This window comes from Agreia sp. Leaf283 (assembly GCF_001422485.1).
In the GTDB taxonomy this organism is placed as follows: Bacteria; Actinomycetota; Actinomycetes; order Actinomycetales; family Microbacteriaceae; genus Agreia.
The window spans coordinates 495,676-521,010 of record NZ_LMNF01000001.1 but is presented as its reverse complement, the minus strand read 5'-3'; the positions used below and the strand labels follow the sequence as shown (position 1 = coordinate 521,010).

At 67.7% G+C, this 25,335-nt stretch carries 19 protein-coding genes and 1 tRNA gene; 17 read left to right on the top strand and 3 right to left on the bottom strand.

The window, feature by feature from the left end; translation table 11 throughout:
* Nucleotides 1–42 precede the first annotated feature (42 nt).
* The 12 genes from ASF51_RS02285 to ASF51_RS02230 all read left to right on the top strand — a co-directional run bounded on the left by ASF51_RS02285 (nucleotide 43) and on the right by ASF51_RS02230 (nucleotide 19,441).
* The gene (locus tag ASF51_RS02285) at nucleotides 43–801 is read left to right on the top strand and encodes a YafY family protein (RefSeq protein WP_055924612.1); all 759 of its coding nucleotides are present in this window, start codon (nucleotides 43–45) and stop codon (nucleotides 799–801) included.
* 75 nt (nucleotides 802–876) lie between these two features.
* Complete coding sequence (locus ASF51_RS02280) at nucleotides 877–1,251, top strand: VOC family protein (protein ID WP_055924609.1); 375 nt, start codon at nucleotides 877–879, stop codon at nucleotides 1,249–1,251.
* Between the two features lie 69 nt (nucleotides 1,252–1,320).
* Entirely contained in the window at nucleotides 1,321–2,034 is a 714-nt protein-coding gene (locus tag ASF51_RS02275; RefSeq protein WP_055924606.1) for a demethylmenaquinone methyltransferase, read from the top strand.
* Between the two features lie 9 nt (nucleotides 2,035–2,043).
* Complete coding sequence (locus tag ASF51_RS02270) at nucleotides 2,044–3,162, top strand: polyprenyl synthetase family protein (RefSeq protein ID WP_082479481.1); 1,119 nt, start codon at nucleotides 2,044–2,046, stop codon at nucleotides 3,160–3,162.
* Between the two features lie 16 nt (nucleotides 3,163–3,178).
* Entirely contained in the window at nucleotides 3,179–4,531 is a 1,353-nt protein-coding gene (locus ASF51_RS02265) for an FAD-dependent oxidoreductase (protein WP_055924603.1), read from the top strand.
* Between the two features lie 77 nt (nucleotides 4,532–4,608).
* Nucleotides 4,609–6,135, top strand: coding sequence for a L,D-transpeptidase family protein (locus tag ASF51_RS02260; protein WP_055924600.1), 1,527 nt, complete (start codon nucleotides 4,609–4,611; stop codon nucleotides 6,133–6,135).
* A gap of 285 nt (nucleotides 6,136–6,420) precedes the next feature.
* Nucleotides 6,421–14,004 carry a DUF5979 domain-containing protein gene (locus tag ASF51_RS02255; RefSeq protein WP_055924598.1) on the top strand — a complete coding sequence of 2,528 codons (7,584 nt, stop codon included), beginning with the start codon at nucleotides 6,421–6,423 and terminating at the stop codon, nucleotides 14,002–14,004.
* Nucleotides 14,005–14,013: 9 nt separating this feature from the next.
* The gene (locus tag ASF51_RS02250; protein ID WP_055924595.1) at nucleotides 14,014–15,375 is read left to right on the top strand and encodes an FAD-binding oxidoreductase; all 1,362 of its coding nucleotides are present in this window, start codon (nucleotides 14,014–14,016) and stop codon (nucleotides 15,373–15,375) included.
* Nucleotides 15,376–15,442: 67 nt separating this feature from the next.
* The gene (locus ASF51_RS02245; protein WP_055924592.1) at nucleotides 15,443–16,453 is read left to right on the top strand and encodes an iron ABC transporter permease; all 1,011 of its coding nucleotides are present in this window, start codon (nucleotides 15,443–15,445) and stop codon (nucleotides 16,451–16,453) included.
* Nucleotides 16,450–17,529 carry an iron chelate uptake ABC transporter family permease subunit gene (locus ASF51_RS02240; RefSeq protein WP_082479479.1) on the top strand — a complete coding sequence of 360 codons (1,080 nt, stop codon included), beginning with the start codon at nucleotides 16,450–16,452 and terminating at the stop codon, nucleotides 17,527–17,529. Before ASF51_RS02245 ends, ASF51_RS02240 begins: the two co-directional genes overlap by 4 nt.
* Nucleotides 17,526–18,326, top strand: a complete 801-nt coding sequence (locus ASF51_RS02235) for an ABC transporter ATP-binding protein (RefSeq protein ID WP_055924590.1) — start codon at nucleotides 17,526–17,528, stop codon at nucleotides 18,324–18,326. Before ASF51_RS02240 ends, ASF51_RS02235 begins: the two co-directional genes overlap by 4 nt.
* Before the next feature lie 110 nt (nucleotides 18,327–18,436).
* Nucleotides 18,437–19,441 (top strand): iron-siderophore ABC transporter substrate-binding protein, encoded by a 1,005-nt coding sequence (locus ASF51_RS02230; protein ID WP_235497104.1) that lies wholly within the window; start codon nucleotides 18,437–18,439, stop codon nucleotides 19,439–19,441.
* Nucleotides 19,442–19,548: 107 nt separating this feature from the next.
* Here ASF51_RS02230 and ASF51_RS02225 read toward each other — a convergent pair whose 3' ends face one another.
* Together ASF51_RS02225 and ASF51_RS02220 are read right to left on the bottom strand one after the other, a co-directional pair.
* On the bottom strand, nucleotides 19,549–20,247 hold the full coding sequence (locus tag ASF51_RS02225) for an NUDIX domain-containing protein (protein ID WP_235497103.1): 699 nt from the start codon (nucleotides 20,245–20,247) through the stop codon (nucleotides 19,549–19,551).
* On the bottom strand, nucleotides 20,244–20,732 hold the full coding sequence (locus tag ASF51_RS02220) for a YajQ family cyclic di-GMP-binding protein (protein WP_055924583.1): 489 nt from the start codon (nucleotides 20,730–20,732) through the stop codon (nucleotides 20,244–20,246). The genes ASF51_RS02225 and ASF51_RS02220 overlap by 4 nt, the downstream gene beginning before the upstream one ends.
* 55 nt (nucleotides 20,733–20,787) lie before the next feature.
* Between ASF51_RS02220 and ASF51_RS02215 the strand changes: the two genes are divergently transcribed.
* The 4 genes from ASF51_RS02215 (at nucleotide 20,788) to ASF51_RS02205 (ending at nucleotide 23,340) form a co-directional block, all read left to right on the top strand.
* Nucleotides 20,788–21,519, top strand: coding sequence for a lytic transglycosylase domain-containing protein (locus tag ASF51_RS02215; protein ID WP_055924580.1), 732 nt, complete (start codon nucleotides 20,788–20,790; stop codon nucleotides 21,517–21,519).
* A 76-nt stretch (nucleotides 21,520–21,595) separates the two neighbouring features.
* Nucleotides 21,596–21,680 (top strand) — tRNA-Tyr (locus ASF51_RS02210).
* A gap of 367 nt (nucleotides 21,681–22,047) precedes the next feature.
* Nucleotides 22,048–22,452, top strand: coding sequence for a hypothetical protein (locus ASF51_RS18910; RefSeq protein WP_157411970.1), 405 nt, complete (start codon nucleotides 22,048–22,050; stop codon nucleotides 22,450–22,452).
* A 453-nt stretch (nucleotides 22,453–22,905) separates the two neighbouring features.
* Nucleotides 22,906–23,340 carry a hypothetical protein gene (locus tag ASF51_RS02205; protein ID WP_082479477.1) on the top strand — a complete coding sequence of 145 codons (435 nt, stop codon included), beginning with the start codon at nucleotides 22,906–22,908 and terminating at the stop codon, nucleotides 23,338–23,340.
* A gap of 155 nt (nucleotides 23,341–23,495) precedes the next feature.
* On the opposite strand, the gene ASF51_RS02200 is transcribed toward ASF51_RS02205, so the two are convergent.
* Entirely contained in the window at nucleotides 23,496–24,410 is a 915-nt protein-coding gene (locus tag ASF51_RS02200; RefSeq protein ID WP_055924577.1) for a serine hydrolase, read from the bottom strand.
* A gap of 56 nt (nucleotides 24,411–24,466) precedes the next feature.
* Here ASF51_RS02200 and ASF51_RS02195 point away from each other — a divergent pair, with 56 nt between their 5' ends.
* Nucleotides 24,467–25,249, top strand: a complete 783-nt coding sequence (locus tag ASF51_RS02195; RefSeq protein ID WP_055924574.1) for an alpha/beta fold hydrolase — start codon at nucleotides 24,467–24,469, stop codon at nucleotides 25,247–25,249.
* The last annotated feature ends 86 nt before the right edge of the window (nucleotides 25,250–25,335 follow it).

Below are 25,335 nucleotides of genomic sequence, written 5' to 3'. Positions count from 1 at the left end.
CTGTTCAGCCTAGTTCGGCCAAGGGCTGGCTAGGGTCGAGTTGTGAACCGCACCGATCGCCTCTATGCGCTCGTGGAGGAGCTTCGTGCGGTGGCGCCGCGGCCGCGCAGCGCCCGGTGGCTCGCCGACCGTTTCGAGGTCAGCTCGCGAACGATCGAGCGAGACCTGTCGGCCCTGCAGCAGAGTGGCGTGCCGATCTGGGCGGAGCCCGGGCGCACCGGGGGCTACTGCCTCGACGCGTCGCACACCTTGGCGCCTCTCGGCTTCACCGTCGACGAGGCGCTCGCCGTCTCGATCTCCCTCGAGATGCTGGCGACCAGCCCGTTCCGGGAGGCGGCGAGCTCGGCGCTGCGCAAAGTGGTCGCCGTGATGAACGATCGGCACCTCGCCGAGACCGTGGAGCTGTCTGCTCGCGTCCACCTGCTGACAGACGGGCCGGTCGCCGAGCTGCCGGAGGAGAGAGCGCCGGCGCTTGTGCCGGAGCTTGCGTCGGCCCTCCGCACCGGGCAGGTGCTCCGCATCTCGTATGCCGACAAGAACGGTGAGCGCTCGACCAGGGAGATCGAACCCATGGGATGGGTGGGTCGGGGCCAGCACTGGTACCTGATCGCCTGGAGCCGTGATCGCGAGGCGATTCGTGCCTTCCGCGGAGACCGGATCGCCCGTGCGGAGCCCACGGGCGAGACTCCTGCGCGCCGCATCCTCAACGCCTCGGACCTCGACATCTCGTTCGGAGAGCTGCGCAGCATCACGACGAGCGAGAAGACGACCAGCCAGACGACGAGCCGGACAAGTACCTAAACGCCGACAGGACGGTGTCGCCGACGAGCCCCAGCATGGAGACGTCGAGCCGACCGGCGCGACGGAAAGGCCATCGTGAACCTCACCTCCATCCGCCTCATCACCGACGACGTCGACCGCCTCGTCGAGTTCTACGAGACAGTCACCGGCGTTGTCGCCACTCGACCGGCGCCCGTGTTCGCCGAATTCCGAACGGAGACGGGAACCTTCGCGATAGCGAGCTCGGCGACCGTCGCGACGCTCGGCGACGACGCCCCGAAGCCCGGGCCCGGCGGATCGATCATCGTCGAGTTCGAGGTCGCCGACGTCGACGCGGAGTTCGCGCGGCTCCGCCCCGTGATCGGCGACGTCGTGCTCGCCCCGACGACGATGCCGTGGGGCAATCGTTCAACGCTGTTCCGCGATCCCGACGGCACCCTCGTGAACCTGTTCTGGCGGCCGCTCTCCTGAATCCGAGGTGCGCTCTGCACAGCTGGTCAATCCCAGCCGCCATGCGGGCAGCGCAACTACACTGGACGAGTGAATAAGGCAGACCTTACTAAAAAGCCCCAAGCGGTCTCCGCGATGTTCGACCAGGTCTCCACGCACTACGACCGCACGAACGCGGTTCTCTCGGTGGGCAACGACCAGCTGTGGCGCGCGGCCACGGTTCGTGCCGTCGACCCCCGGCCCGGCGATCGCATCCTCGATCTCGCCGCCGGAACGGGCACGTCGAGCGCCGCCCTGGCGGCCAAGGGCGCCCACGTGGTCGCCGCCGACTTCTCACCCGGCATGATCGAGGTCGGCAAGCGGCAGCAGGCGGGCAACCGCAACGTCGAGTTCGTGCAGGCCGACGGCATGGACCTGCCCTTCGCCGACGACGAGTTCGACGCCGTCACCATCTCGTTCGGGCTGCGCAACATCGTCGATCCGCATGTGGCCCTGAAGGAGCTCTACCGGGTCACCAAGCCGGGCGGGCGCATCGTCATCTGCGAGTTCTCGAAGCCGCCGGCCAAGCTCGTGCGCTCGGGCTACTTCACCTACCTCAACAGGGTCATGCCCACGCTCGTGAAGCTCGCCTCGTCGAATGCCGAGGCCTACGACTACCTGGGCGATTCGATCAAGGCCTGGCCCGACCAGAAGACGCTCGCCGAATGGATGCGTGAGGCCGGCTTCTCGAGGGTCGCGTACAAGAACCTCAGCCTCGGCATCGTCGCCCTGCACCGGGGCATCAAGCCCCGTACGGGTCAGTAGGCTGAACCTGTGACCCCGAAAACACCCGCTGCAGGCACGCGCGCGCCCGCAGGCAAGGCCCGGCGCACCCAGAGCCTGTCGTCGTCGCTCAATCTGCACGACCGACTCTTCTCCACCAGTCGCGACCGCGAGGTGGCCCGTGCGGTCGACGACGGAATCGAGCGCCTCGAGGCGCGGCTGTTCGCCGAGGTCAAATTCAGCGACGAGCTCGCCGACGTGGCGGCCCGTTATCTGCTCGAGGCCGGCGGCAAGCGCGTGCGGCCCATTCTGGCCATGCTCACGGCCCAGCTCGGCGACGGCGTGACCGACCAGGTCATCATGGCCGGCGCATCCATCGAACTCACCCACCTCGCGTCGCTCTACCACGACGATGTCATGGACTCGGCTCCCGTCAGGCGCGGCGTTCCGACCGCCCAGAACGTCTGGGGCAACTCCATCGCCATCCTCGTGGGCGACCTGCTGTTCGCCCGGGCGTCGAAACTGCTCTCCATTCTGGGAGAGCGCGCGATCCAGCTTCAGGCCGACACGTTCGAGCGCCTGTGCCTCGGCCAGCTGCACGAGACGATCGGTCCCAAAGACAACGAGAACCCGATCGAGCACTATCTCCAGGTGCTCAGCGACAAGACCGGATCCCTCATCTCGGCCTCTGCCCAGATGGGCGTCATCTTCTCGAACGCCCCCGTCGAGTACGAGCAGCCCGTGATCGAGTTCGGCGAGAAGATCGGCGTCGCGTTCCAGCTCATCGACGACGTGCTCGACATGTCGCCGCCCGTCGAAGACGGCACGGCGCAGCCCACGGGCAAGAAGGCCGGCACCGACGTGCGCGCCGGCGTGGTCACCCTTCCCGTTCTCTACCTGCGCAAGCGCGCCAAGCGCAATCCCGAGGCCGCGGCGCTGCTCAAGCGCATCGACGCCGTCGCCACGGCGAAGCCGGGCGACACGGTCGACGAGGCCGCCGTCGACGCCGTCATCGCCGAGCTGCGCGCGCATCCGGTCACCAAGGCCACCATCGACGAAGCGCACCGCTGGGCCCGCGGCGCTGTCGAGGCCCTCGCTCCTCTTCCCGACGGAACCGTCAAGAAGACCCTCAGCCGATTCGCCGACACCGTGGTGGATCGAACAAATTAAGGAAACACCTCCCTCCATGACCACGTTGCGACTGGCCATCGTCGGAGCCGGCCCCGCCGGCATCTACGCTGCCGACCTTCTGATCAAGGCCGAGCGTCACTTCGACGTCTCGATCGACCTCTTCGAGCACCTGCCTGCTCCGTATGGGCTCGTGCGCTACGGCGTCGCTCCCGACCACCCCCGCATCAAGGGCATCATCACCGCGCTCCGCGAGGTTCTCGACCGCGGAGACATCCGCTTCTTCGGCAACGTGCGCTACGGCGTCGATGTCACCCTCGACGACCTCAAGAAGCACTACAACGCAGTGATCTTCGCCACCGGCGCCATCACCGACGCGCCGCTCGCCATCCCCGGCATCGAGCTCGAGGGCTCCTACGGCGCGGCCGACTTCGTGAGCTGGTTCGACGGCCACCCCGACGTGCCGCGTACCTGGCCTCTCGACGCCGCATCGGTTGCCGTGATCGGCAACGGCAACGTCGCCCTCGACGTGTCGCGCATCCTCGCCAAGCACGCCGATGACCTGCTGCCCACGGAAATCCCCGACAACGTCTACGAGATCCTCAAGTCGTCACCCGTCACCGACGTGCACGTCTTCGGCCGCCGCGGCCCCGCGCAGGTCAAGTTCACCCCCCTCGAGCTGCGCGAGCTCGGCGAGATGAACGACGTCGACATGATCGTCTACGACGAGGACTTCGAGCTCGATGAGGCCTCGAAAGCCGCCATCGCGAGCAACAAGCAGGTCTTCGTGATCAACAAGGTGCTCAACCAGTGGCGCGAGCGCCCGGTGGGCGAGGCGTCGCGCAGGCTGCACCTGCACTTCTACGCGAAGCCGCTCGAGATCACAGCGGATGCCGATGGCCGGGTCGCGTCGATCCGGTACGAGCGCACGCGGCCCGATGGCGCCGGCAGTGTCGAGGGCACCGGCGAGATCCGCGAGATCGAGATCCAGGCCATCTACCGGGCCGTCGGCTATTTCGGATCGCCGCTCGCCGACATCCCGTTCGACGAGCGCCACGGCGTGATCCCCAACCACGAAGGCCAGGCGCTGGCCGACGACAACTCGGTTCTTCCGGGCGTCTACGCCACCGGCTGGATCAAGCGCGGACCGGTGGGGCTCATCGGCCACACCAAGTCCGATGCGATGGAGACCGTCCAGCACGTCGTGAACGACCAGGCCAGCTGGTGGACGCCGTCGCACCCCGACGAGCAGAGCATCATCGACCTGCTCACCTCGCGCGGCGTGGAGTTCACGACCATCGACGGCTGGCACCAGCTCGACCAGCACGAGCTGGCGCTCGGCGAGGCCGAGGGGCGCCTGCGCAAGAAAGTCGTTCCTCGGGATGAAATGATCAGGGTTTCCAACGCCTGACCCAGATCGTTATCGGCCGTACCGATTTCGTGACATAGCATGTGGAGTGCGAGTTCTCTGCGACGGGAGGTGGTGGCATGACTGAGCTGGCTGCTCGACCGAGCGTGCCTGACGTTTCCGTCGACCCCTCCACAGGCGGTGCCGAGGCCCAGCCGTCGACCAAGCGCTGGGTCCTCCCTGCGCAGGCGAAGAAGAAGCGTCATCTCGGCCGGTGGATCGGTATTCCCGTCGCCGCGATCGCGGTCTCGCTGGCCGTGGTCGCCTCGCTCGTCTTGATCGCACCGGGAACGACCGTCGCCAGCGTGAACGTCGGAGGCATGACAGAGGGCTCGGCGGCCGACGCCGTGAGCCAGCGACTCGCCGACACCACCGTCGTCATCAGAGGTGCCGACGGCACTGCGACCATCCGCGGCGGTCAGCTCGGTGCCAGCCTCGCGAGTGCGTCGACCGATGACTCCGAAGCCGAACTCAGCGGCGGCGACCTGGGCGCGTCGGTCGACGCGCAGGCGCTCGCCGAGCAGGCACACGCGCAGAACCCGCTGTGGAAGGTGACGGCGTGGAATGCGAAGGCGCCCGTCACGCCGACCGTCGCCCTCGACGAGAAGACAGCGACCGCTGCTCTGCACGATGTCGCTCCCGCCCTGTTCGTCGATCCGGTGAACGCGACCATGGCGTTCGACTCCGCGTCGGGTTCCTACGCAGTCACGCCCGCCGTCGACGGTGCCGGTGTCGACCTCGAATCCATCCGCGACGCGCTGCAGGGCGCCCTTGTCTCCGGTGAGTCCAGCGTCGAGGTCGACGCGACGCCCACCGTCGTTCCCGCATCCGCCTCGACCGAAGCGGTCACCGCCACGGCCACCCAGCTGAACACGATCCTCGACGGCGTCGGCTTCTATGTCGGCGACGAGCGCACCGTGCCGATCGACCGCACCGTCGCGGCGTCGTGGATCACGCTCTCCACGAACGACGACGGCACCTACAGCTACAGCGCAGATACTGCGGCGATCCAGAAGGTCGTCGACACCCTCCCGGCCGCGGTGAACCGCGATCCGGTCAACGGTTCCGTCATCACCGACACCGGGGGTGAGACGCTCGACACGATCACCGCGGGCGTCGACGGCCGCGCGTTGGGCGACACCAGTGGAGTCGCCGCCGCCTTCGCGAGCCAGCTGACCGGAGGCGACCCGGCCTTCGTCCTTCCCGTCACCGTCACGCCCGCCCAGGTCACCAAGACGTCGCGCAACATCGTCGTCAACCTCAGCGAACAGCGCGAGTACCTCTTCGAGAACGGCCAGGTCGTCGACAGCTTCCTGATCTCGTCGGGTGTGTCCGGGCACGATTCGCACACGGGAAGCTTCCGCATCACAGCGAAGCTGACCTCGCAGAACATGGGCAATCCAGACCTCACCCAGGCGCCCAACTACTACACGAAGAACGTGCCCGACGTCATGTACTACAACGGCGACGAGGCTCTGCACGGCGCCTACTGGCACAACAACTTCGGCAACGTGATGAGCCACGGCTGCATCAACATGCCCCTCGACAAGGCCGCGCAGGTCTTCGACTGGGCTCCGATGGGCACCGAAGTAACCGTCACCTACTGACGTTCAGCTGGCCGCGGGGCCGAGGCGGCCGCGCCGTCGAGGTGGCCGTGCTGTCTAGGTGGCCGTGCCGTCGAGGTGGCCGTGCCGTCGAGGTGGCCGTGCCGTCAAGGTGAATCTGAGGGTGAAAACGCCCCTCGAGATCCCCTCGAAGTGAGAATTTCCCAATTCGCGTGAAAACATAACTGAGCTTCAGTTATTTACGTCGCAGAGTGATCTATCCCGACGATGGTGCTGAAAGCATCAGCTGGCGTTTATGCGCCGATCCAACTTCGTGGGGAAATCACCATGGCATCGCTCCGTCTTCAGCCCGGCACCCGGCTGGCCGCCGTCGCCGCGACACTCGTCGCCATACTCATCGGCTCGGTCGTCGTCGCGACTCCCGCAGTCGCCGCCCCGCAGGGCCTGTTGACGATCGCCAAGATCGTCAATGGCGAAGAGGCCGTCGACCTGGCGCCCGGCGACGAGTTCGACTACACGATCACGGTCGGATGCGACGACAACGACTGCCTGGACGCGACGCTGGTCGACGCCATCCCCGCCCAGTTCGACGGGTTCGGCCTGCGCAGCACAACGGTGCAGCCGAGCTCGCAGGCGAGCTCCATCTCGTGGAACGGCTGCTCGACGGTCGTCACCACCGCGTGCGAGCTCGACGTCGCGTTCACGCAGGACCTGGGAGAGGGAGCCGTCGGCATCAAAGCGGGCCTCACCTACCAGGTCGTCATCGGACTCACGGTTCCCGAGAACCTGCAGCCGACCTGGCCGTCGAACGGAGTCGCCGTGACGAACACGGCAGAGGCCTCCTCGTCCTCCGCCGACACGGTGAGCGATGGTGCCGACGTGACGGTGGTCATCCCCTCGGTCGTCGATGTCGCCGTTTCGAAGACCTGGCAGCCCGGAAGCCAGCTCTTCACGCCCGGCTCCGAGTCGACGATCGTCCTGTCGGCTCAGAACACCTCGAACGTCCCCGCCGGCTCGATCGAACTCCTCGAGCCGAGCTCCGCGTCCGCGGCATCCGCGGTGCTGGCCGCCGACAACCCGTTCTCCCTGGTCGACTTCACGGGCTTCGGCGCGGTCGCCCTGCCCGAGGGTGCCGACTCCGTGCGTGTCGACGCCTACGTCTTCGACACGGGCTCGGGCAACTACGAGTGGGTTCCTGGATCGCCTCGCGCGCCCGGTGATATCGCCCTGCCCGACGCCGTCGCGGCAGCCGACGTCGCCGGCCTGCGGATCACCTTCCTCTCGGGTGACGGCGACGAGATCGTGCCGTCGGGCACCGCGGGCAGTGTCGCCCTAGCCGTCGCGCAGCGAGCCACCGACCGGCGAGACGATACGCCCCTGTTCACCGGAGCGTCCATCACCAACCAGGCCTCGGCCACGATCACGGTCGACGGGTCGGACCCGGTGACCAAGCAGGCCACGGCGCCGTTCGTCATCGAGCCCCTTTCGGTCGCGGTGTCGGCCGGCAAGTCGATCACGCCGTCGCGCATCCCGGGAGGCACCAGCGCGGATGCCTCGATCTCCGCGAAGAACGACTCGTCCGGACCGGTGACGACACTCACCCTCACCGACGACGACTTCTTCACGACGGAGCTGACCTTCGACGGCTTCTCGTCGCCGATCTCCTACCCGACCGGGGCGACGGGGGCGACGGTCACCTGGCTGTTCAGCGGCAGCGTGGGCAGCCCGACGCAGGTCGCTGAGGGCACAACGCCGTCTGCCCCGACACCTCCGACCGGGCAGTTCATCACAGGCTTCGAACTCTCCTTCACGGGCAGCATCGCGTCGGGCGCCGTGGCGAACGCCGCATTCGGCATCGCCGCGTCGGCAACGATCGTCGCCGACGACGCGAGCCCGCTGCGCGTCACGAACACGGTCGACGTCGAGGCGCGGAACGCGCGCGGCTCGGCCACGGCCTCCGCGTCGGCTCCGCTCGACATCTTCTTCCCGCAGATCGATGTCCAGCTCGAGAAGACCATCTCTCCGGCCGGTTCTGTCGCGCCCGGCGCCACCGTGGTGGTGCAGCTGCCGACCTCGACCACCGTCGACTCGGCCTACGTCGATCCGAACAAGGTCGTCGTCACCGACCTGTGGCGTGACACGGTGGGCGACGACTTCTGGAACGCGTTCGATCCGATCGCCGTCGCGCCGACGCAGGTGCTCGCCGGCTCGACGTTGACCATCGACTACTCCACCGACGGGGGCGCGACCTGGACGCAGTTCCACGTCGTGGACGCGACCGCCGGGACCACGGTCTACTCCGGCAACCTGCCCACCGGCCTCACCTCGTCGATCACGGGTCTTCGGTACACCTTCGAGAATCCTGCCGGTTTCTCGCAGGGAACCGAGGTGACGCCCAACATGGTGTTCCAGGCCCGCGGTCAGCTGCGCGATGGCAGCGGACCGACCTCTGTCGCCGACGCCGGAGCGAGCACCTACACGAACGTCGGCACCGCCGTCGCCGAGGGTCAGGTCGAGGGCGTTCCCGTCGTTCGCAGCGAGACCGTCGCCGCCACGGCTCCGGCGGCCATCCGCTCGAACTCCGGTCCCGGCTCGTTGATGGCATCCAAGGCGTGGCTCACCCCGAGCTTCTCGGCCGACCTCTCGCTGCTGAGCTCCCAGTCGGGTGACCGCGCGGGCACCGTGCTCGGCTGGGGTGTGACCTCCACCGGTTTCGACTCCGTGACGATCTCCGACCCGTCGAGCGATCCGGGCAACGTCGCCCAGACCGTCTTCCAGGCCTTCGATCTGCTGCAGATCGCCCCCGTGGCCTTCGCCCAGGATCCTCTCCTCCGGTGGGACACCGTCTCGCAGGTCGAGCTCTTCAGCGACGGCGACTGGCAGGTCGTGACGGCTCCGTCGGGCGGGTGGATGTCGGGCGCGGGCTTCAAGGGCTACACCCTGACGCCTGGCCAGGCGGCGTCGACGACGGGTGTGAGGCTCACCGTCGTCCCCAACGATGAGGCCAGGGCCGCGAGTTCGAACCCCCTCGCGCCTCCGGTCGGCACGGGTGTCGCCAGCAGCGCGAACGATGCGACCCGGTCCATCGGGCTCGTCTGGCAGCTGCGCAACACGGTGCGCGACACGACCTCGAACCCGAACCGGTGGGTCACCGCCACGCACGGGTACAACGACGCGAACCCCAGCACCGTCGTCAACACGGTCGATGTCTCGGGAATCGTGAACGGCGAGCCGGTCGGCCCGCGCAGTGCCGAGGACAGCATCGCCCTCATCGACCAGCCGCCGGCCGTCACCGTCTCGAAGAAGTCGAGCCGGTCGAGCATCGTGGTTCCTCAGCCGGGAGACGTGCCCGCGACGGGCTACCCGCGCAACGACTTCACGATCACCGCGACGAACCAGTCGAGCTCGCGTGCCTCGTACATCAGGGTCTCCGACCCGATGACCTGCTCTGTCGAGTCGATCGGAGACTGCGTCTCGCCCGCAGACGGGTGGGATGCGAACCCCTACGCGTCGGCGAGCTACGACCCGGCCACCAACCCGTTCGAACGCTTCGATCTGACGGGCGTCGCCTTCTCGGCTCCCGACGCCGGTGTCGATCCGGTGGCCTCCACCGTCACCCTGTGGAAGCGCTCCGCCGCCGGTGTCCTGTCATCGTCGACGGCCACGCTCCTGGCGACGCTCGCGATGCCGTCCTCCGCGCTCGTAGACGTCGTGGGGATCAGCGTGCTGTACCAGGGCGCAGACCCGGAGACCGACGGCGGATCGATCACGGTGGGCGACCCCATCGCGTTGACTCTGAAGACCCAGCTGCGTGTGTCACTGCGCAGCGATGCGTCGGCCTTCGTCACACCCGTGACGGTCGGCAACGACACCTTCACGCAGGGCTATGACCCCGTGCTGTATCCGACGGGCATGCAGAGCACGCCCAACGCGAGCGCGAACGCGGCCGTCGTTCTGCAGCAGGGGGCGCTCGGCGTCACCGCCGCCAAGACCTTCTCGCCGAAGACGCTGATCGAGAAGGACCGCGCCAACCCGGTCACCGCCACGCTCCGCGCGACACAGGGCTCGGCCTCTGTCGCTTCGCACGAGGTGACCATCGAAGACACCGACCAGGACTTCTGGAACCTCTTCCGTCTGACCGGCCTGTCGGCGAGCGACGTCACGCTTCCGGCCGGAGCCGATCGGGTGCGTGTCGACGTGCAGCAGAACGGCACGTCGGACTGGGTTGCGGGCGCGGCGTCCGCGACCGCTGCCCTCCCGGCAGTCGATCCGGCCTCGATCACGGGCATCCGGTTCGTCTTCAGTCGCGCCGACGGCGCCCTGCTGTCGCGCACCGCGCCGCCGGCCGACTTCACGGCGACCGCCATCCTGCATCTCGCACTGCTGGATGCGGCCAGGGCGGACGGCTCGGCCGTCGTGTTCCCGAGCACCGTCTCGAACGACGTGACGACACGGTCGCACCGAACCGACGATCCGGCGATCTATGCGGATGCGACGGCCGTCGCGACCGACAGCATCCAGCTCGGTACCGGCTCGTACACGCTCGATGTGGCGAAGAGCCCCCAGAACGGCGTGCACTCCGTGACCCCGGGCGACCCCAACCAGTGGAGCCTCGTGTTCACGAACACCGGCTCCGGGTTCCTGACGGTGCCGAGCGTCGTCGACGTGCTCGACGACCACCTGAGCTGGGACGGCGAGACACCCACATTCGCCACCTCCTCGGGCGGGCTCCTCTCCACCGACGTGCAGACCTCGTTCGACTCCGCCACCGGCACGATCTCGTTCGCGTGGCCCGAAGGCGGGCAGCGCATGGCGCCGGGGGAGAAGTTCACGATCTCGCTCGGCATCGTTCTCGAGGCGGGTCTCGTCGGCGGACAGCGCGCGACGAACCAGTTCACCGTCGAGACCGCACAGACGCTGACGGCCTGCACCAACACGTCGGGCAACGGGCAGGGAACACTGCCCGGCCTCGCCGTGAACGAGTGCGGCACGAGCAACTACGTGCAGCCCGTTCTGGGCGCCTCGCTGCTGACCACGAAGGCGGTCAAGGGCGATGTTGTCGACCGCACGGTCTCCGGCGCCCGCAACATCACGACGCCCGGCGGCCCGTGCATCGCCGATGCCGACGGATACTACCGATCGCCGTGCGCCGCCAACACGATGGTGGGCGGAACCGACGAGTGGAAGCTGCGCGCCGTGAACAGCGGAACAGTGGCGTACACGAAGCTCACGTTCGTCGAGCCGCTCCCCGTGGCGGGAGACCGACTGCTCGCGACCGGCGGCAGCCGCGGGTCGACCTACCGGCCCGTGTTCGACGGCACCTTCCCGCTGGCCGTCGACGCTCCGGCCGGCACGACCATCACCTGGCAGGTCACCGCGGCGTCCGACGTCTGCGTCGGCACCGGAGCGACGGCCTGGCCGAGCGACCCGAGCTGCGCCAATCACCCCGCGGCATCCGACTGGACCGACGGCGCCACCTTCGCCGGCGACTGGTCGACCGTCACGGGCATCCGGGTCGTGCTCGACTTCGCTTCGACGGCGGGCGCGGTTCTGGCGCCGGGCGGATCGGCCCAGGTTCTGTACCGCACGGTCAATGCTCCCGCCACCGAGGCGGAGCCGGATCGCGCGCCGGTGGCCGTTCCGGTCGGCGACCCGATCGCCTGGAACCAGTTCGGCGCCCTGGCCGCGCTCAGCACGGGAGGAACCCTGTCTCGTGCGCCGATCAAGGCGGGCGTCGTGCTCGATTCCGGTTCGCTGCAGGTGACGAAGTCGGTCACCGGCGAGGGCGCGGCATTCGCGCCCGACACCTTCGAGGCCACAGTCTCGTGCACGGTCGCCGGTGCGCCGGTGCAGTTCGCGGGCGGCGGAGTCGTCACGCTCGACGCCGCCAACGGATACACGACTCGAGTCGACGGCATCCCCCTCGGCGCCGAGTGCGGCATCACCGAGAACGGAGACGAGGGCGCCTACGGCGAGACCACGCGCACCGTCACACCGTCGACGGTGACGATCAACGTCGCCTCGGATGCCGACGGTGAGGTGCCCGTCTCGCAGCGCGTGGCCATCACCAACGACTACGCGGTCGGATCGCTGGTGGTCTCCAAGGCGGTCACGACGCAGGCCACGGTCGGCTCGTTCGGGCCGTTCGACTACACGGCGGTCTGCGCGGCGTACGACGGCACCCCCGTTCCGCTCGCCGACGGCGACGCCGCGTTCTCGCTGGCCGCGGGAGAGTCGCACTCCATCGCCGGTCTCCCGGTGCGTGCCGAGTGCACGATCACCGAGACCGACACCGATGGCGCCGACGCCGCGCCCAACTCGGTCGCATCCAGCACCAACGGTGCACCGGCGGTCGTCGGCGCGTCGGTCGACGTCACGGTGGGAACCGATACGACCACGCTCGACTACACCAACGACTACGCCGCGGGCACGCTCTCGGTCACGAAGACGCTGGCCGGAGAGGGTCAGGAGGAGTACGGTGACGGACCGTTCACGATCGCGGTGCTCTGCACCTACGACGGCCAGCAGCTCTACGACGGCTCGATCGAGCTGACCGGGGGCGAGACGCGGACTCTCGACGACGTCTTCCCCGCCGGCACGGAGTGCGCCGTCTCGGAGACCGCGGCAGGGGGCGCAAACGAGACGACGATCGACTCGCCGACCGTCATCGTTCCCGGCCCGGCCGATGGGGCGACCCTCGGAGCGGTGACCGTCGACGTGACGAACACCTTCAACCTCGGCAGCGTCGACGTCACCAAGGTGCGCGACGGAGCTGGGGCCGAGACCTACGGCGCCGGTCCCTTCACCGTGCAGGTCACCTGCACGTGGCAGAAAGACGGCGAGACCCTCACGATCCCGCTGCCCGACGGAGGAGTGCTGCAGCTCTCCGACGAGAACGACTACCGTGCCACGGTGTCGGGTCTCATCGAGGGCGCGCTCTGCGACACGGTCGAGACCGTCGACGGCGGCGCATCCTCATCGACCGTGACTCCGGCCGGCGGGGTGACCGTGCCGAATGGCGAGGCCGCCGACGTGACGGTCACCAACACCTTCGACACGGGCGACCTCGTTGTGGTCAAGAACCGCATCGGCGACGGCGTGGAGGCCTTCGGCGCCGGACCGTTCCAGGTGCAGGTCACCTGCACCTGGGTGAAAGACGGAGTGATCACGGGCATCGACCTCGGTGACGACGCGCAGATCGAACTCTCGGAGGAGAACGACTACACGGCCACGGTCACCGGCATCATCGCCGGCGCCGACTGCGAGGTCGTCGAGACCGACCGCGGCCTCGCCACGGCATCGGAGACCGACCCGGCCGACGGTCGCATCCGGATTCTGGCCGACGGTGATGAAGCGGGACCGGCGACGGTCACGGTGACGAACACGTTCGACGTCGGGCAGCTGTCGGTGCACAAGACCGTCGACAAGGCCGCCGCCGTGGTGGGCGACACCGTGCGCTACACCATCGTCGTTCAGAACGTCGGCCAGATCGACGCGCGAGACGTGCTCGTCTCCGATCGACTGCCTGAGGGGCTGTCATCGGTGGTCTCCGATCCCGCTGCGGATGCGTCGGCCCCCGGCGTTCTGACCTGGACGGTCGCATCGTTGCCGGTGGGCGCCTCCGCGACATTCCATGTCAGCGCGATCGTCGATCGAGCGGGAACGATCGTGAACCGCGCCTCGGTCGAGACGCCGGACGGCCCATGGGTCGACCCGGAGGTCGTCGGCTCGTGCGTCGACGATCACGACGAGTCCTGCGCCGACACCGTCGTGACCGTGCCCGCGCTGGCCGGCGACTCCCTCGCCTCCACCGGTCTCGGCAGTGTCGAGCGCGTGCTGCTGTTCGCCCTGCTCACCCTGCTGATCGGACTGGGACTCGTGACTCTGGTGCGAAGGGCGCGACGAGCCTAGTCTCGTCGCATGGACGCATCCGTCGCGGAATCCGCAGCAGAACTCGCACAGTCGTGCCTCGGTCCCGTCTTCGTCTCAGGCGAAGACGGGATCGAGGGTGAGCTCGAGGGCTCGAACCTGGTCATCCATCACCGCCCCGACGTGGTGGTCGGTGCAGCATCCGAGGCCGACGTGGCCCTCGCCGTGCGCTTCGCCCGAGACCATGGGCTGCCCATCACCGTGCACGCCACCGGCCACGGCGCCCACGCCTCGGTCGGCGGCGGTCTCATCATCACGACGCATCGGCTGGATGCGCTGGAGGTCGACCAGCACGCGCGCACGGCCCGCGTCGGCGCCGGCGTGCGCTGGGGCGCAGTCGTCGAGGCCGCCGCGCCGTTCGGCCTCGCGCCCGTCTCCGGCGCATCCCCGAACGTCGGCGTCGTGGGGCTGCTGCTCGGCGGCGGCCAGGGGCCGATCGGCCGCACCTTCGGCTACGGTTCCGACTGGCTGAGGAGCGCCCGCGTGGTGACGGCCGACGGCGACGTCGTGACCGCGAGTGCGACCAGCGAGCCCGAACTCTTCTGGGCCGTTCGCGGGGGCAAGTTCGGCCTCGGCATCGTGACCGAGGTCGTGATCGAGATGCCGCACGTGCCGTCTCTCGACGCCGGTTCCCTCTTCTTCGCCGACGACGCGATCGAGCCGGCGTTCCGCGCCTGGCTGCGCTGGGTAGACACCGTTCCCGACTCGGTCTCCAGCTCTGTGGCCTTCATCTCGTTCCCCGATCTCGAGGCGGTGCCCGGAATCTTCAGGGGGCGCTTCGTGCTCACCATCCGGTTCGCCTTCGTCGGGCCGGTCGAGCAGGGCGAGAGCTGGGCCGCGCCGCTTCGCGCGGCGGCGCCCGTGCTGCTGGATGCGATCGGCCCCCTTCCGCTCGACCGTGTCGCGAGCATACACAACGACCCCACCGCCCCTGCGCCGGGCTGGACCCGAGGCGCATTCCTCGGTGCGGTCGATGAGGAGTTCGCCGACGTTCTCCTCTCGTCCGTCGCCGGCGAACGCAGGCCTCCCTTCATCTCGGTCGAGCTGCGCCATCTCGGCGGACGGCTGGCGCGAGACGTGCCCGGGGGCTCGGCGGTCGGAGGGCGCGGGGCGGAGTTCGCGCTCGTGCTCGTGGGCGTGCCCGATCCCTTGCTGTTCGAGCGCGTGCTGCCCGAGGCGGCCGACGCGCTGATCGGCTCACTGGCAGCGTGGGTGCATCCCGAGATCAACGTCAACTACGCGGGGGAGCTCACGCCGCAGAACGTCGAACGGTGCTGGCCCGCCGCCGTGCTCGAACGGCTCGAGGCGGTGCGGCAGCAGTACGATCCGACGTCCACGTTCCGCCTGCCCTGATCGGGCGAGGCGCCTCGACATCCGTGTGCGCGCTGCGACGGCAGGGGCACGCTGTCATACTTAGGTAATGCTTACCTCAACCCGGCGCGCGTCGAAGGCGCTGGGTCTCGTCGCACTCTGCGCGCTCGTGCTGGTCTCGGTGGTGCTGAGTCTCTTGCTGGGCAGCCGGTCCATCGACCTGTCGTCGGTGGTCGACGCCGTGCTGGGGCGAGGCGGCGACGCCGTCGAGGGCATGGTTGTGCTCGATCTGCGGGTGCCCCGAACCGTGCTGGGCCTCGCGGCCGGGGCGGCACTCGGGTTGGCGGGCACGCTGATGCAGGGGCTCACCCGCAACCCGCTCGCCGACCCGGGGCTGCTCGGTGTCAACTCCGGCGCATCGCTCGCGGTCGTCGTCGCGATCGCCGTGTTCGGCGTCACCACGCCGTCGGGCTATGTGTGGTTCGCCTTCGTGGGAGCCGCGCTCGCGGCCGTGCTGGTCTACGTCGTCGCCTCCGGGCGCACGGGTCCGTCGCCGCTGAGTCTCACCCTGGCCGGTGCGGCCACGACGGCCGTGCTCACCTCGCTCATCACACTGGTCCTTCTGCGCGACCTCGACACGCTCAGCCAATACCGCTTCTGGTCTGTCGGATCCCTCGTGGGCCGCGACCTCGGCACGGCCGCCACGCTCGCACCCTTCCTCGCCGTCGGTGCTGCGGCGGCGTTGCTTCTGGGGCGCAGTCTCAACTCCCTCGCGCTCGGCGACGACCTCGCCCGCGGTCTGGGCCAGCGCGTCGGCATCGTGAGGATCGTCGCCGGCGTCGCCATCATCCTGCTCTGCGGCTCGGCGACCTCGCTCGCGGGCCCTCTGGTCTTCGTGGGCCTCGTCGTGCCGCACATCGCCCGCCGGTTCGTGGGAAGCGACTACCGCTGGATCCTCGTCTACTCGATTCCGCTCGGAGCCGCCCTGCTGGTTCTCGCCGACACCGTCGGGCGCCTCGTCGCTCCGCCGTCGGAGCTCGAGGCGGGCATTGTCGTCGCGATCCTCGGCGCCCCTGTGCTCATCGCGCTCGTCCTGCGAGACAGGGCCGTGACCCGATGAGCGAGCGCAGAACCTCCGGCCGCTCTGCAACCGGCCACCCCGCCACCGACGATGTCGCCCTCGTCGGCGCCGCCCTGCGGGCCGGGCGCATCCGGCTGCTCGTCGTCGCATCGGTGCTCGTGGTGCTGCTGGTGGCGTTCGCGGTGCTCGCCCTGATGCTGGGCGACCGCATCATCTCTCCCGGCGACGTGCTGGCCACGCTGCTGGGCGGCGGCAGCGGGGGCGATCGTTTCGTCGTCCTCGGCCTGCGCGTGCCGCGGCTCGTGCTCGGGGTCATGGTCGGGGCGTCGTTCGGGCTCGCCGGAGCGATCTTCCAGAGCCTTCTCGGCAATCCGCTGGCGAGCCCCGACATCATCGGCATCTCGCAGGGCGCCTCCGCGGCGGCCGTCGGCGCGATTCTCCTCGCCGGGTGGAGCGGCCTGGCCGTGTCGTTCGCGGCATTCGGAGGTGCGGTCATCGTAGCCGGGCTCATCACTCTTCTCGCCGCACGGCACGGAATGGTCGGTTCGCGCTTCGTGCTGATCGGCATCGCGCTGGCCTTCCTCGCGCAGGCCGCCATCAACTTTCTGCTCACCCGGTCGGACGTGCGCGATGCGCAGTCGGCCCTCGTCTGGCTCGTCGGCAGTGTAGGAACCGTCACGACCGAGGAGCTGACGGTCACGGCCGTCGGCCTGGTCGTCTTCGTCGGCGCGCTGGTCGCCCTCGCGCCACGGCTCCGGATGCTGCAGCTCGGCGATGAGACGGCCACCGGCCTTGGCGTGCGGGTGATTCGCGCACGCCTCCTGATCACCCTCGTGGGTGTGGGCCTGGCCGCCGTCGCCACGGCTGCCGCCGGCCCCGTGGCGTTCGTGGCCTTCGTCTCGGCGCCGATCGCGCGGCGCCTGCTCGGGGGCACTGGGCCCGCCCTCGTGGCGAGCGCTCTCGTGGGCGCGGTCGTGGTCTCGGGCGCGGATCTGCTCGCCCAGCACGCCATCGCGGGACTCCAGGTGCCGGTGGGCATCGTCACGGGCATCGTCGGTGCGCCCGTGCTTCTTCTGCTGCTCGCCCGCGGCAATCGATCGAGAGGAACAGCATGACGTCTCATGAACTGCGAGCGGATGCCCTGTCGCTCGGCTACGACGGGCGTCGCGTCGTCGAGGGCCTCGACGCCGTCATCCCGGATGGCCGCGTGACGGTCATCGTCGGACCGAACGCCTGCGGCAAGTCGACCCTGCTGCGCGCGTTCGCCCGGCTGCTGCGCCCGGAGGCCGGCATCGTGACGCTCGACGGCACCGACGTGCACCGCTACCCGAGCAAGCAGCTCGCCACCGTGCTCGGGCTTCTTCCCCAGCAGCCGATCGCGCCCGACGGCATCACGGTGGCCGACCTCGTGGGCCGCGGACGCTTTCCGAGGCAGGGGCTGTTCCGCCAGTGGAGTGCGGAGGACTCGGCCGCGGTCGCGGAGGCGCTCCGCTCGACCGACACGGCCGAGCTCGCCGACAGGCGCATCGACGAGCTCTCCGGCGGGCAGAGGCAGCGGGTCTGGATCGCCATGGCGCTCGCCCAGCAGACCGACATCCTGCTGCTCGACGAACCGACCACCTTCCTCGACGTGACGCACCAGATCGAGGTTCTCGACCTGCTGCACGAGCTCAACCGCGAGCGGGGAACGACCGTGGTCATGGTGCTGCACGACCTCAATCTCGCCGCGCGCTACGCGGATCATCTCGTGGTCATGTCGTCCGGCCGCATCGTGGCCGAGGGCGCGCCCGCAGACGTGATCTCCGCCGATACCGTCGGCGCGGCATTCGGGCTCGAGGCCGTGATCATCGACGACCCGATCAGCCATTCGCCGATGGTCGTGCCGATGGGTCGTTTTCATCACGCGCTGTGATGCATTAACGTGAAGGGGCCAGGTGAGCTTAGGCTAGCCTAACCACCCGATACACAGTCCTTGCCCCCGGCCGCGCGATGCGCGGCATGCATCACCATTGGAGAATTCCCGTGCCCCGAAGAATGAAACTCGCCGCGATCACCGCAACGGCGGTCACCGCCGCACTACTGCTGGCCGGCTGCAGCACCGCCTCCTCCGACTCCTCGACCGACGCCGCGTCGGCCGACGGCGTGACCATCGAGCACGCGTTCGGCGAGACGACGGTTCCTGCCGACCCGAAGAACGTGGTCACATTGGGCTGGGGAAGCACCGACGCGTCGATCGCCCTGGGTGTCATCCCCGTAGCGATCCCCTTCGACTCCTACGCCGGCGACGAAGACGGCGTTCTGCCGTGGGTCTCCGACGCGATCGACAAGGCCGGCGCCGACATGCCGACGATCCTTCCGGACTCGCCGGACGACCCGCCCTACGAGGCGATCGCCGATGCCGACCCCGACGTCATCCTGGCCGTCTACTCCGGCATCACCGAGGAGCAGTACGAGAAGCTGTCGGAGATCGCCCCGACCGTGGCCTACCCCGACCAGGCGTGGAGCACCCCGTGGCGCGACGTCGTCACCACCGTGGGCGAGGTCCTCGGCAAGAGCGACGAGGCCGAGACGGTTCTCTCCGACATCGACGCGCAGATCGCCCAGAAGGCGTCGGAGCACCCCGAGTTCAAGGGCAAGACGCTTGCCGCGGTGGCCGACAGCGCGGGCACGTTCTACGTCTACAAGAAGAACGACCCGCGCGTGGGCTTCATGTTCGACCTCGGCTTCACGAACGCTCCGGCTGTCGACGAGCTGGCGAACGGCGACGGCACGTTCTTCTACACGCTGAGCTACGAGCAGCTCGACAAGCTCGAGGCCGACGTGGTGCTGAACTACGCGACCACGCAGCCCGAGGCCGACGCGTTCACCAGCTCACCGCAGACGGCGGTCATTCCGGCCGTCGCCGCCGGGCACGCCGCCCAGCTCGTGGGAGCGCAGAACATCTCGGCCGTGTCGCCGCCCACCGCGCTGTCGCTGCCGTGGGGCCTCGACAACCTCGTCGACAACCTGGCCGCCGCCACGAAGTAGCGCCCGCGCCGTTCGCGTCGTTCCCTGAGCTTGTCGAAGGGCCCCTTCGACAAGCTCAGGGAACCGGTCTGTCGAAGGGCCCCTTCGACAGGCTCAGGGAACGGGGCTCAGGCTCCGGGAACGCGGCGGAACGGCCCGCTCAGCGCCGCCCACTGCAGCAGCATGATCGTCTTCGCGTCGATGATGTCGACGCCGATGCGCCCGAGCGCCTCGTCGATGTCGATCTCGAGCAGCTCGATCTCTTCGCCTTCGTCGGCGAGCCCGCCACCGGCATCCATGCGTGTGTCGGGCGAATAGGGCGCGGCGAAGAAGAACAGCTTCTCGGTCACCGAGCCGGGGCTCATGTACGCCTCGAAGACGGGGCTCACCTCGCCGATCTCGTGCCCGGTCTCTTCGCGGGCCTCGCGCCGGATGGCGGTGAGCGGGTCGTCGTCGTCGTCGAGCAGGCCTGCGGCGGTCTCGATGAGATTGCCGTCGGCATGACCGTTCACGTACGCCGGATAGCGGAACTGACGGGTCAACAGCACCGTGCGCTTCTCGAGCGAGTACAGCAGGATGGTCGCCCCGTTGCCCCGGTCGTAGGTCTCGCGGTGCTGGGTCTCCCACACGCCGTCGGCGCGCTGGTACTCGAGCGTGTTCGCCCTGAACACGTGCCAGTTCGACGAGAGCAGGCGCACGTCTTTCACGCGCACACGCGGATTGCCGGTCAGCTCGCGGCCCGTGCGGTCGAGGCCGGTGCGGCCACGGGCGTCGGGGATGTCGACGCCCGGCTGGCCGGGGCGCGTCGGGTCGATCGGGTCGGTCACCGGAAGTTGATGAACTGCAGGGCCACGTCGAGGTCGGCACCCTTGAGCAGCGCCATGGTGGCCTGCAGGTCGTCGCGGCTCTTCGATGAGACGCGCAGCTCGTCGCCCTGGATCTGGCTCTTGACGCTCTTGGGGGCCTCGTCGCGGATCAGCTTGCTGATCTTCTTGGCCGCGTCCTGCTCGATGCCGTTCTTCATGGATGCCTCGAGCCGGTACTCCTTGCCGGATGCGTAGGGCTCGCCCACGTCGAGGCTGCGCAGCGAGATGCCCCGCTTGATGAGCTTGGCCTCGAACACCTCGAGGATCGCCTTCACGCGCTCGGCGGAGTTGGCCTTCATCAGAACCTTCTCGCCGCTCCACTCGATGGAGGCGCCGATGTTCTTGAAGTCGTAGCGCTGCTCCACCTCTTTGTGCGCCTGGTTGAGGGCGTTGTCCGCCTCCATCTTGTCGACCTTGCTGACTACGTCGAAGCTTGAATCTGCCATGCGCACCAGTTTAGCTTCGAGGCCGCTGTCAGAGCCGATCCGTACACTGGGGGCCGTGCGTCGTTCCCTTCTTGTTGCCCCGGTTCTCGCCGTCGCGTTCGCCCTCGCCGGGTGCACGACGACGCCAGAGCCCAGCGAGCCCGCCACCGCCGAGGCTCCGGCGAAGGCCACACCCGATGCGGCCGTCGCCCCCGTGGTCGAGCCCTGGGCGGGTCTGCCGACGCTGGTCGACGCCGACTGGGCGGCCAAGGCGGCCGCGGCCACGGGCATCCCGCAACGCGCCATGCTCGCCTACGGCGGCGCGGCCGTCTACTCGGCCAACCAGAACCCGGGCTGCAACCTCGGGTGGAACACGCTCGCGGGCATCGGAGAGATGGAGAGCCACCACGGCACCATCGACGGGTCGTCGATCGGCGCCGACGGGCTCGTCACACCACCTATTCTCGGCATCGCCCTCGACGGCGCGACGACGAACGCCATTCCCGACAGCGACCAGGGCACGATCGACGGCGACGCCGAGTGGGACCGCGCGGTCGGCCCGCTGCAGTTCATTCCCGACAGCTGGCGCAACTGGGGCGCCGACGGATCGGGCGACGGTGCGGTCGATCCGCAGAACTTCGACGACGCCGTTCTGGCCACGGCCAACTACCTCTGCCACGCCGGCGGAGACCTCTCGATCGCCGACAACTGGCGCACGGCCATCGCGGCGTACAACGACGCGGCACCCTATGCGGTGGGCGTCTCGGAGTACGCCATCCGGTATTCGAACGACGTGACGTCGGGCTGATTTCGCCGAAGCCGGGATGGCGGGTAATGTGTACTCGCGCCTTCGGTTGTGTGTTTCACGTGGTCGGGTGCGCCCTGGCAAGTTACCCAAGCGGCCAAAGGGATCTGACTGTAAATCAGCCGTCTTAGACTTCGGGGGTTCGAATCCCTCACTTGCCACCAGGGTTGTTCGGAGAATCTGTAGATCGAATGCAGAGATCACCGCACATCGAAAAGCCCCCGAATCTTCGGGGGCTTTTCTGTTTCTCACGGCGCAAGACTTAGTCTCGGTTTTGTCTTTCGGCTCGTAAATCGGTACTTCTAAATCTGTGTGTGGATTAACCCCCAATGCGAGGGGTATGTCCTGCGCACTTCCGCAAGTTCATCAGGGTGAAGAAATCTCGCCTTCCTCCGTGGACTCGTTCAGCTTGTGTAGAAGCAGTGAGTCCGCTTAGGTAAAGCCATCGCAGCCATTTCGGGTAACGTGCGAGTCATCGTAAACGAATCAAATCCATTCAAGTCCACGGCCTACTACTTTTGACGGAGACCTATGAGTGAAATCAATCTCCTTGAGACCCCAATTCGTTATGGCCCCGGTGAGCGACCGCTTTACGAGCTCATCAATTTGTGGGCATATGAAGTGCTCACATACCGGGACATCGCTCTCGGAGAGGGGGGACACAACCCGCGAAATAGGTGGGCGCAGGATTTTGTGGGTGCCTTGCACATTCGCCAAGCCATCGGTCGCGCTGTCTCTGAGTCCGACCTTGCACGACTTCCAGTTCTTCAGGCGGTAGATACTCTGCATTTGCAGTCGACAGAGCCGGACGACAAGCGAGTCCTGCGACTACTCGAACCGTATTACGACCAGTTCATTTCGAATCCGTCTTGGTGGTGGTGGACGCGCTTCCCATCAACTGGCGCGGTATTCGAAGAAGCGGTCGGCATGAAGTAGCTTCGTTGCGCAGCGCGGCGTGCACTAGCGAACGGCTGCCGTGTACGTGGCGAGACAACTCGAACACCATCGGCTTCGCGCGAATAGAGCAAATTATCGAGCATCAATCGGAAACGGTCGAAGCGTCCGCCGAAGAGTGGGTCGGCCTACGCCATCTACTTAAAGGGACATCCCGTGAAGATAATCAGCGTCAACGAAAACAAATCCGTTCTCGTCGAACTGACTCTCGTATGGAATCTCGGAAGAGATAGATAGTGATACGTCGATTCAGGAGCGAATGGCCATGGCTGAAGTACAGTCGAACCCCGGTGGTCGACAGCTGCCACTGGCCTTGGGTGACTCGCGATGGCCTAGCTCGGACGGGTGGGAGGTTGTTTGATGTCCGGTTGGCAGCGAGAACGGGCAAATGAATGGCTGTCCTGACCGAAGCTCGCCGGATGAAGGGAGCTAACCATGTCGTCCTTGTCATTTGAGAAGGCCATAACCGACGGCGGGGCCATCTCTTTGGTACCTCAGGTTGACGGAACGCCTCTGACTGAACTTATCGAAGCGTTTGAGGCCGGCCTCAACGACAGCCCAGTCGGCAGTTACGGCGGCATCGTTCCGGAGTACTTTCAGTTCGGCGACCTTTCGAAGTACTACCTCGGGTGTGAGAACCAGCAATGGCCGGCTCCGGGCCACCTGTGGCTCCTGGGATGCGCCTGCGGCGAAGTGGGATGTTGGCCGTTGAGTGCACAGGTGACCGTTACGGACTCCACGGTGATGTGGTCGGCGTTCAGTCAGCCTTTTCGTGAGCAGCGGGACTACTCCGGGTTCGGGCCGTTCGAGTTCGAACGCACGCAATACGAGACGGCAGTGCGTGAAGTCGTCGCGGGTCTGGGGACGTGACCAATGAGTGCTCGCCGGTCGAGCCTCGGTTACATGTAGCCCGGAGGAATAACTCCTCCGGCTCAGAGGAATGGCGTTCTACAGGGTGCGAAAGTGCCCCGAGATTCCGGGCCTCAATGAGATATACGAACAACCCACCAGAGAAGCCCTGCAAATCACCGTTTTTGCAGGGCTTTTTTCGTTGCTGCGGGTACGCCCGCTGCGAGGGCCTCGTTGGCATACTCCACCAGTCGATGATCCTGCCCCTCTTCGTGGGCGGTGATCGTGATCACCGCGTCGCGGGCATCGTCGACGATCACGTATTGGCCATATCGGCCGTCGAGCCTCCACGAGTCGCCGGGTCCGGCCCAGGTGGCGACGCCGTAGAGCTCGAATGGAGCCGTCCCGCCGGTGGCCACCCATGTGCCGTGCAGCGCATCGATCCGATCGGCAGAGACGAGGCTGTGTCCATTCCAGCGGCCACGATCGCGAAGCAGCCGCCCGATCCGGGCCAGCTCGGAGGTTCGCAGATAGAGGCCGCTTCCACCGACGATCCAGCCGAGCGGGCAGCGGTGCCACTGGGGGTTGTGAATACCCAGTGGATCGAAGAGCCGTGGCATTAGCCAGTCGCGCACATCGCCCACGACCGAGCCGAGCATTCTCATGGCCAGGTACGTGCTCGCATCCGAGTATTGGAAGACACGGCCGGCTCCGCGCGTGGGCCTTCGGATCATCTCGAGGGCGAGATCGGGCCAGACGACCTCGTCGTCGCCGAACCACTCGAAGTCGATGCCACTCGTCATCGTGAGGAGATGGCCGAGAGTCACCTCCGCCGTGCCGTCGCCCAGCGGAGCACCTTCGAAGACCTCGCCGACAGTGGTGGCGAACGAGATGACGCCCTCGTCGGCAGCCATGCTTGCGGCGAGAGCGCAGATCCCTTTCGAGACCGAGTAGAGGTTTTCGCGGTCGTCGCTGCGCCAGCGATGGTGAACCTCCTCCCCGGCGACGAGCACCTGCACGCCGTATGCGCCGAGATGTTGGGCGTCGATGGATGCGACGAGGGCGTCGAGGACGGAGGCTGCGGCAGACACGACACCAGTATGCGGCGCTGCGCGGGCGTGCCGCCGATTGTTGGCAGACTGGTCGCGTGAACTCACTGATCCCAGCCGCTCCGCGCGCGAAGAAAGTCATGTCCTCCGACGGGCTGCAGCTGGCGACCTATGAGTTCGGCCACCCCGACGCACCCACGGTTCTCGCGGTGCACGGCTTCGCGTCGAGCGCCCTCGTCAATTGGCATGCGACCGGATGGACCCGCGACTTGACCCGCGCCGGGTACCGGGTGATCGCGCTCGACCAGCGCGGGCACGGCGAGAGCGACAAGCCGCACGACCCGGCGGCCTACTCGATGGAGCAGCTCGTCGCCGATCTTCTCGTCGTGATCGACACCTACCTCATCGATGAGGCTCTCTATGCCGGCTATTCGCTCGGCGCCCGAGTGGGATGGCAGGCTGCTCTCGATCTCGACGGTCGCATCACGCGGGCTGTACTCGGCGGCATCCCCGACGGTCAGCCGCTCACCCGCCTGCGCACCGACGAGGCGCGCGCGTACATCGAGTACGGCACCGCCATCGACGACCGGATCACCAGGGCGTACGTGACCATGGCGTCCGCCATTCCCGGCAACGACCTCGAGGCGTTGATGAGCCTGGTCGACGGCATGCGCGATGGAATCCAGCCCGATCCGGCCAATCCGCCTCGACAGCCCGTGCTGTTCGCCACGGGCAGCGACGACGCCATTCTCGAGCGCTCGAAGGGCCTGGCCGAGGCCACGCCGAACGGCGTCTTCTACGAGATTCCCGGCCGCAATCACTTCAACGCGCCGACCTCGCGCCACTTCCGCGACGCGGCGATCACCTTCCTCCGCGCCTGAGCGCCGCCGCGCCGCCGTGCCGCCGAGCGCGCGACTTCGCGCCGAGCGCGGTGGCGCAGCACGCGCGCGGCACAGCAACACCCGCG

What these genes read in the sequence shown, in the direction of transcription:
- ASF51_RS02265 (WP_055924603.1), top strand. Translation starts at nt 3,179, where the DNA reads ATGACCACGTTGCGACTGGCCATCGTCGGAGCCGGCCCCGCCGGCATC.
- ASF51_RS02260 (WP_055924600.1), top strand. Translation starts at nt 4,609, where the DNA reads ATGACTGAGCTGGCTGCTCGACCGAGCGTGCCTGACGTTTCCGTCGAC.
- ASF51_RS02255 (WP_055924598.1), top strand. Translation starts at nt 6,421, where the DNA reads ATGGCATCGCTCCGTCTTCAGCCCGGCACCCGGCTGGCCGCCGTCGCC.
- ASF51_RS02250 (WP_055924595.1), top strand. Translation starts at nt 14,014, where the DNA reads ATGGACGCATCCGTCGCGGAATCCGCAGCAGAACTCGCACAGTCGTGC.
- ASF51_RS02245 (WP_055924592.1), top strand. Translation starts at nt 15,443, where the DNA reads ATGCTTACCTCAACCCGGCGCGCGTCGAAGGCGCTGGGTCTCGTCGCA.
- ASF51_RS02240 (WP_082479479.1), top strand. Translation starts at nt 16,450, where the DNA reads ATGAGCGAGCGCAGAACCTCCGGCCGCTCTGCAACCGGCCACCCCGCC.
- ASF51_RS02235 (WP_055924590.1), top strand. Translation starts at nt 17,526, where the DNA reads ATGACGTCTCATGAACTGCGAGCGGATGCCCTGTCGCTCGGCTACGAC.
- ASF51_RS02220 (WP_055924583.1), bottom strand. Translation starts at nt 20,732, where the DNA reads ATGGCAGATTCAAGCTTCGACGTAGTCAGCAAGGTCGACAAGATGGAG.
- ASF51_RS18910 (WP_157411970.1), top strand. Translation starts at nt 22,048, where the DNA reads ATGAGTGAAATCAATCTCCTTGAGACCCCAATTCGTTATGGCCCCGGT.
- ASF51_RS02205 (WP_082479477.1), top strand. Translation starts at nt 22,906, where the DNA reads ATGTCGTCCTTGTCATTTGAGAAGGCCATAACCGACGGCGGGGCCATC.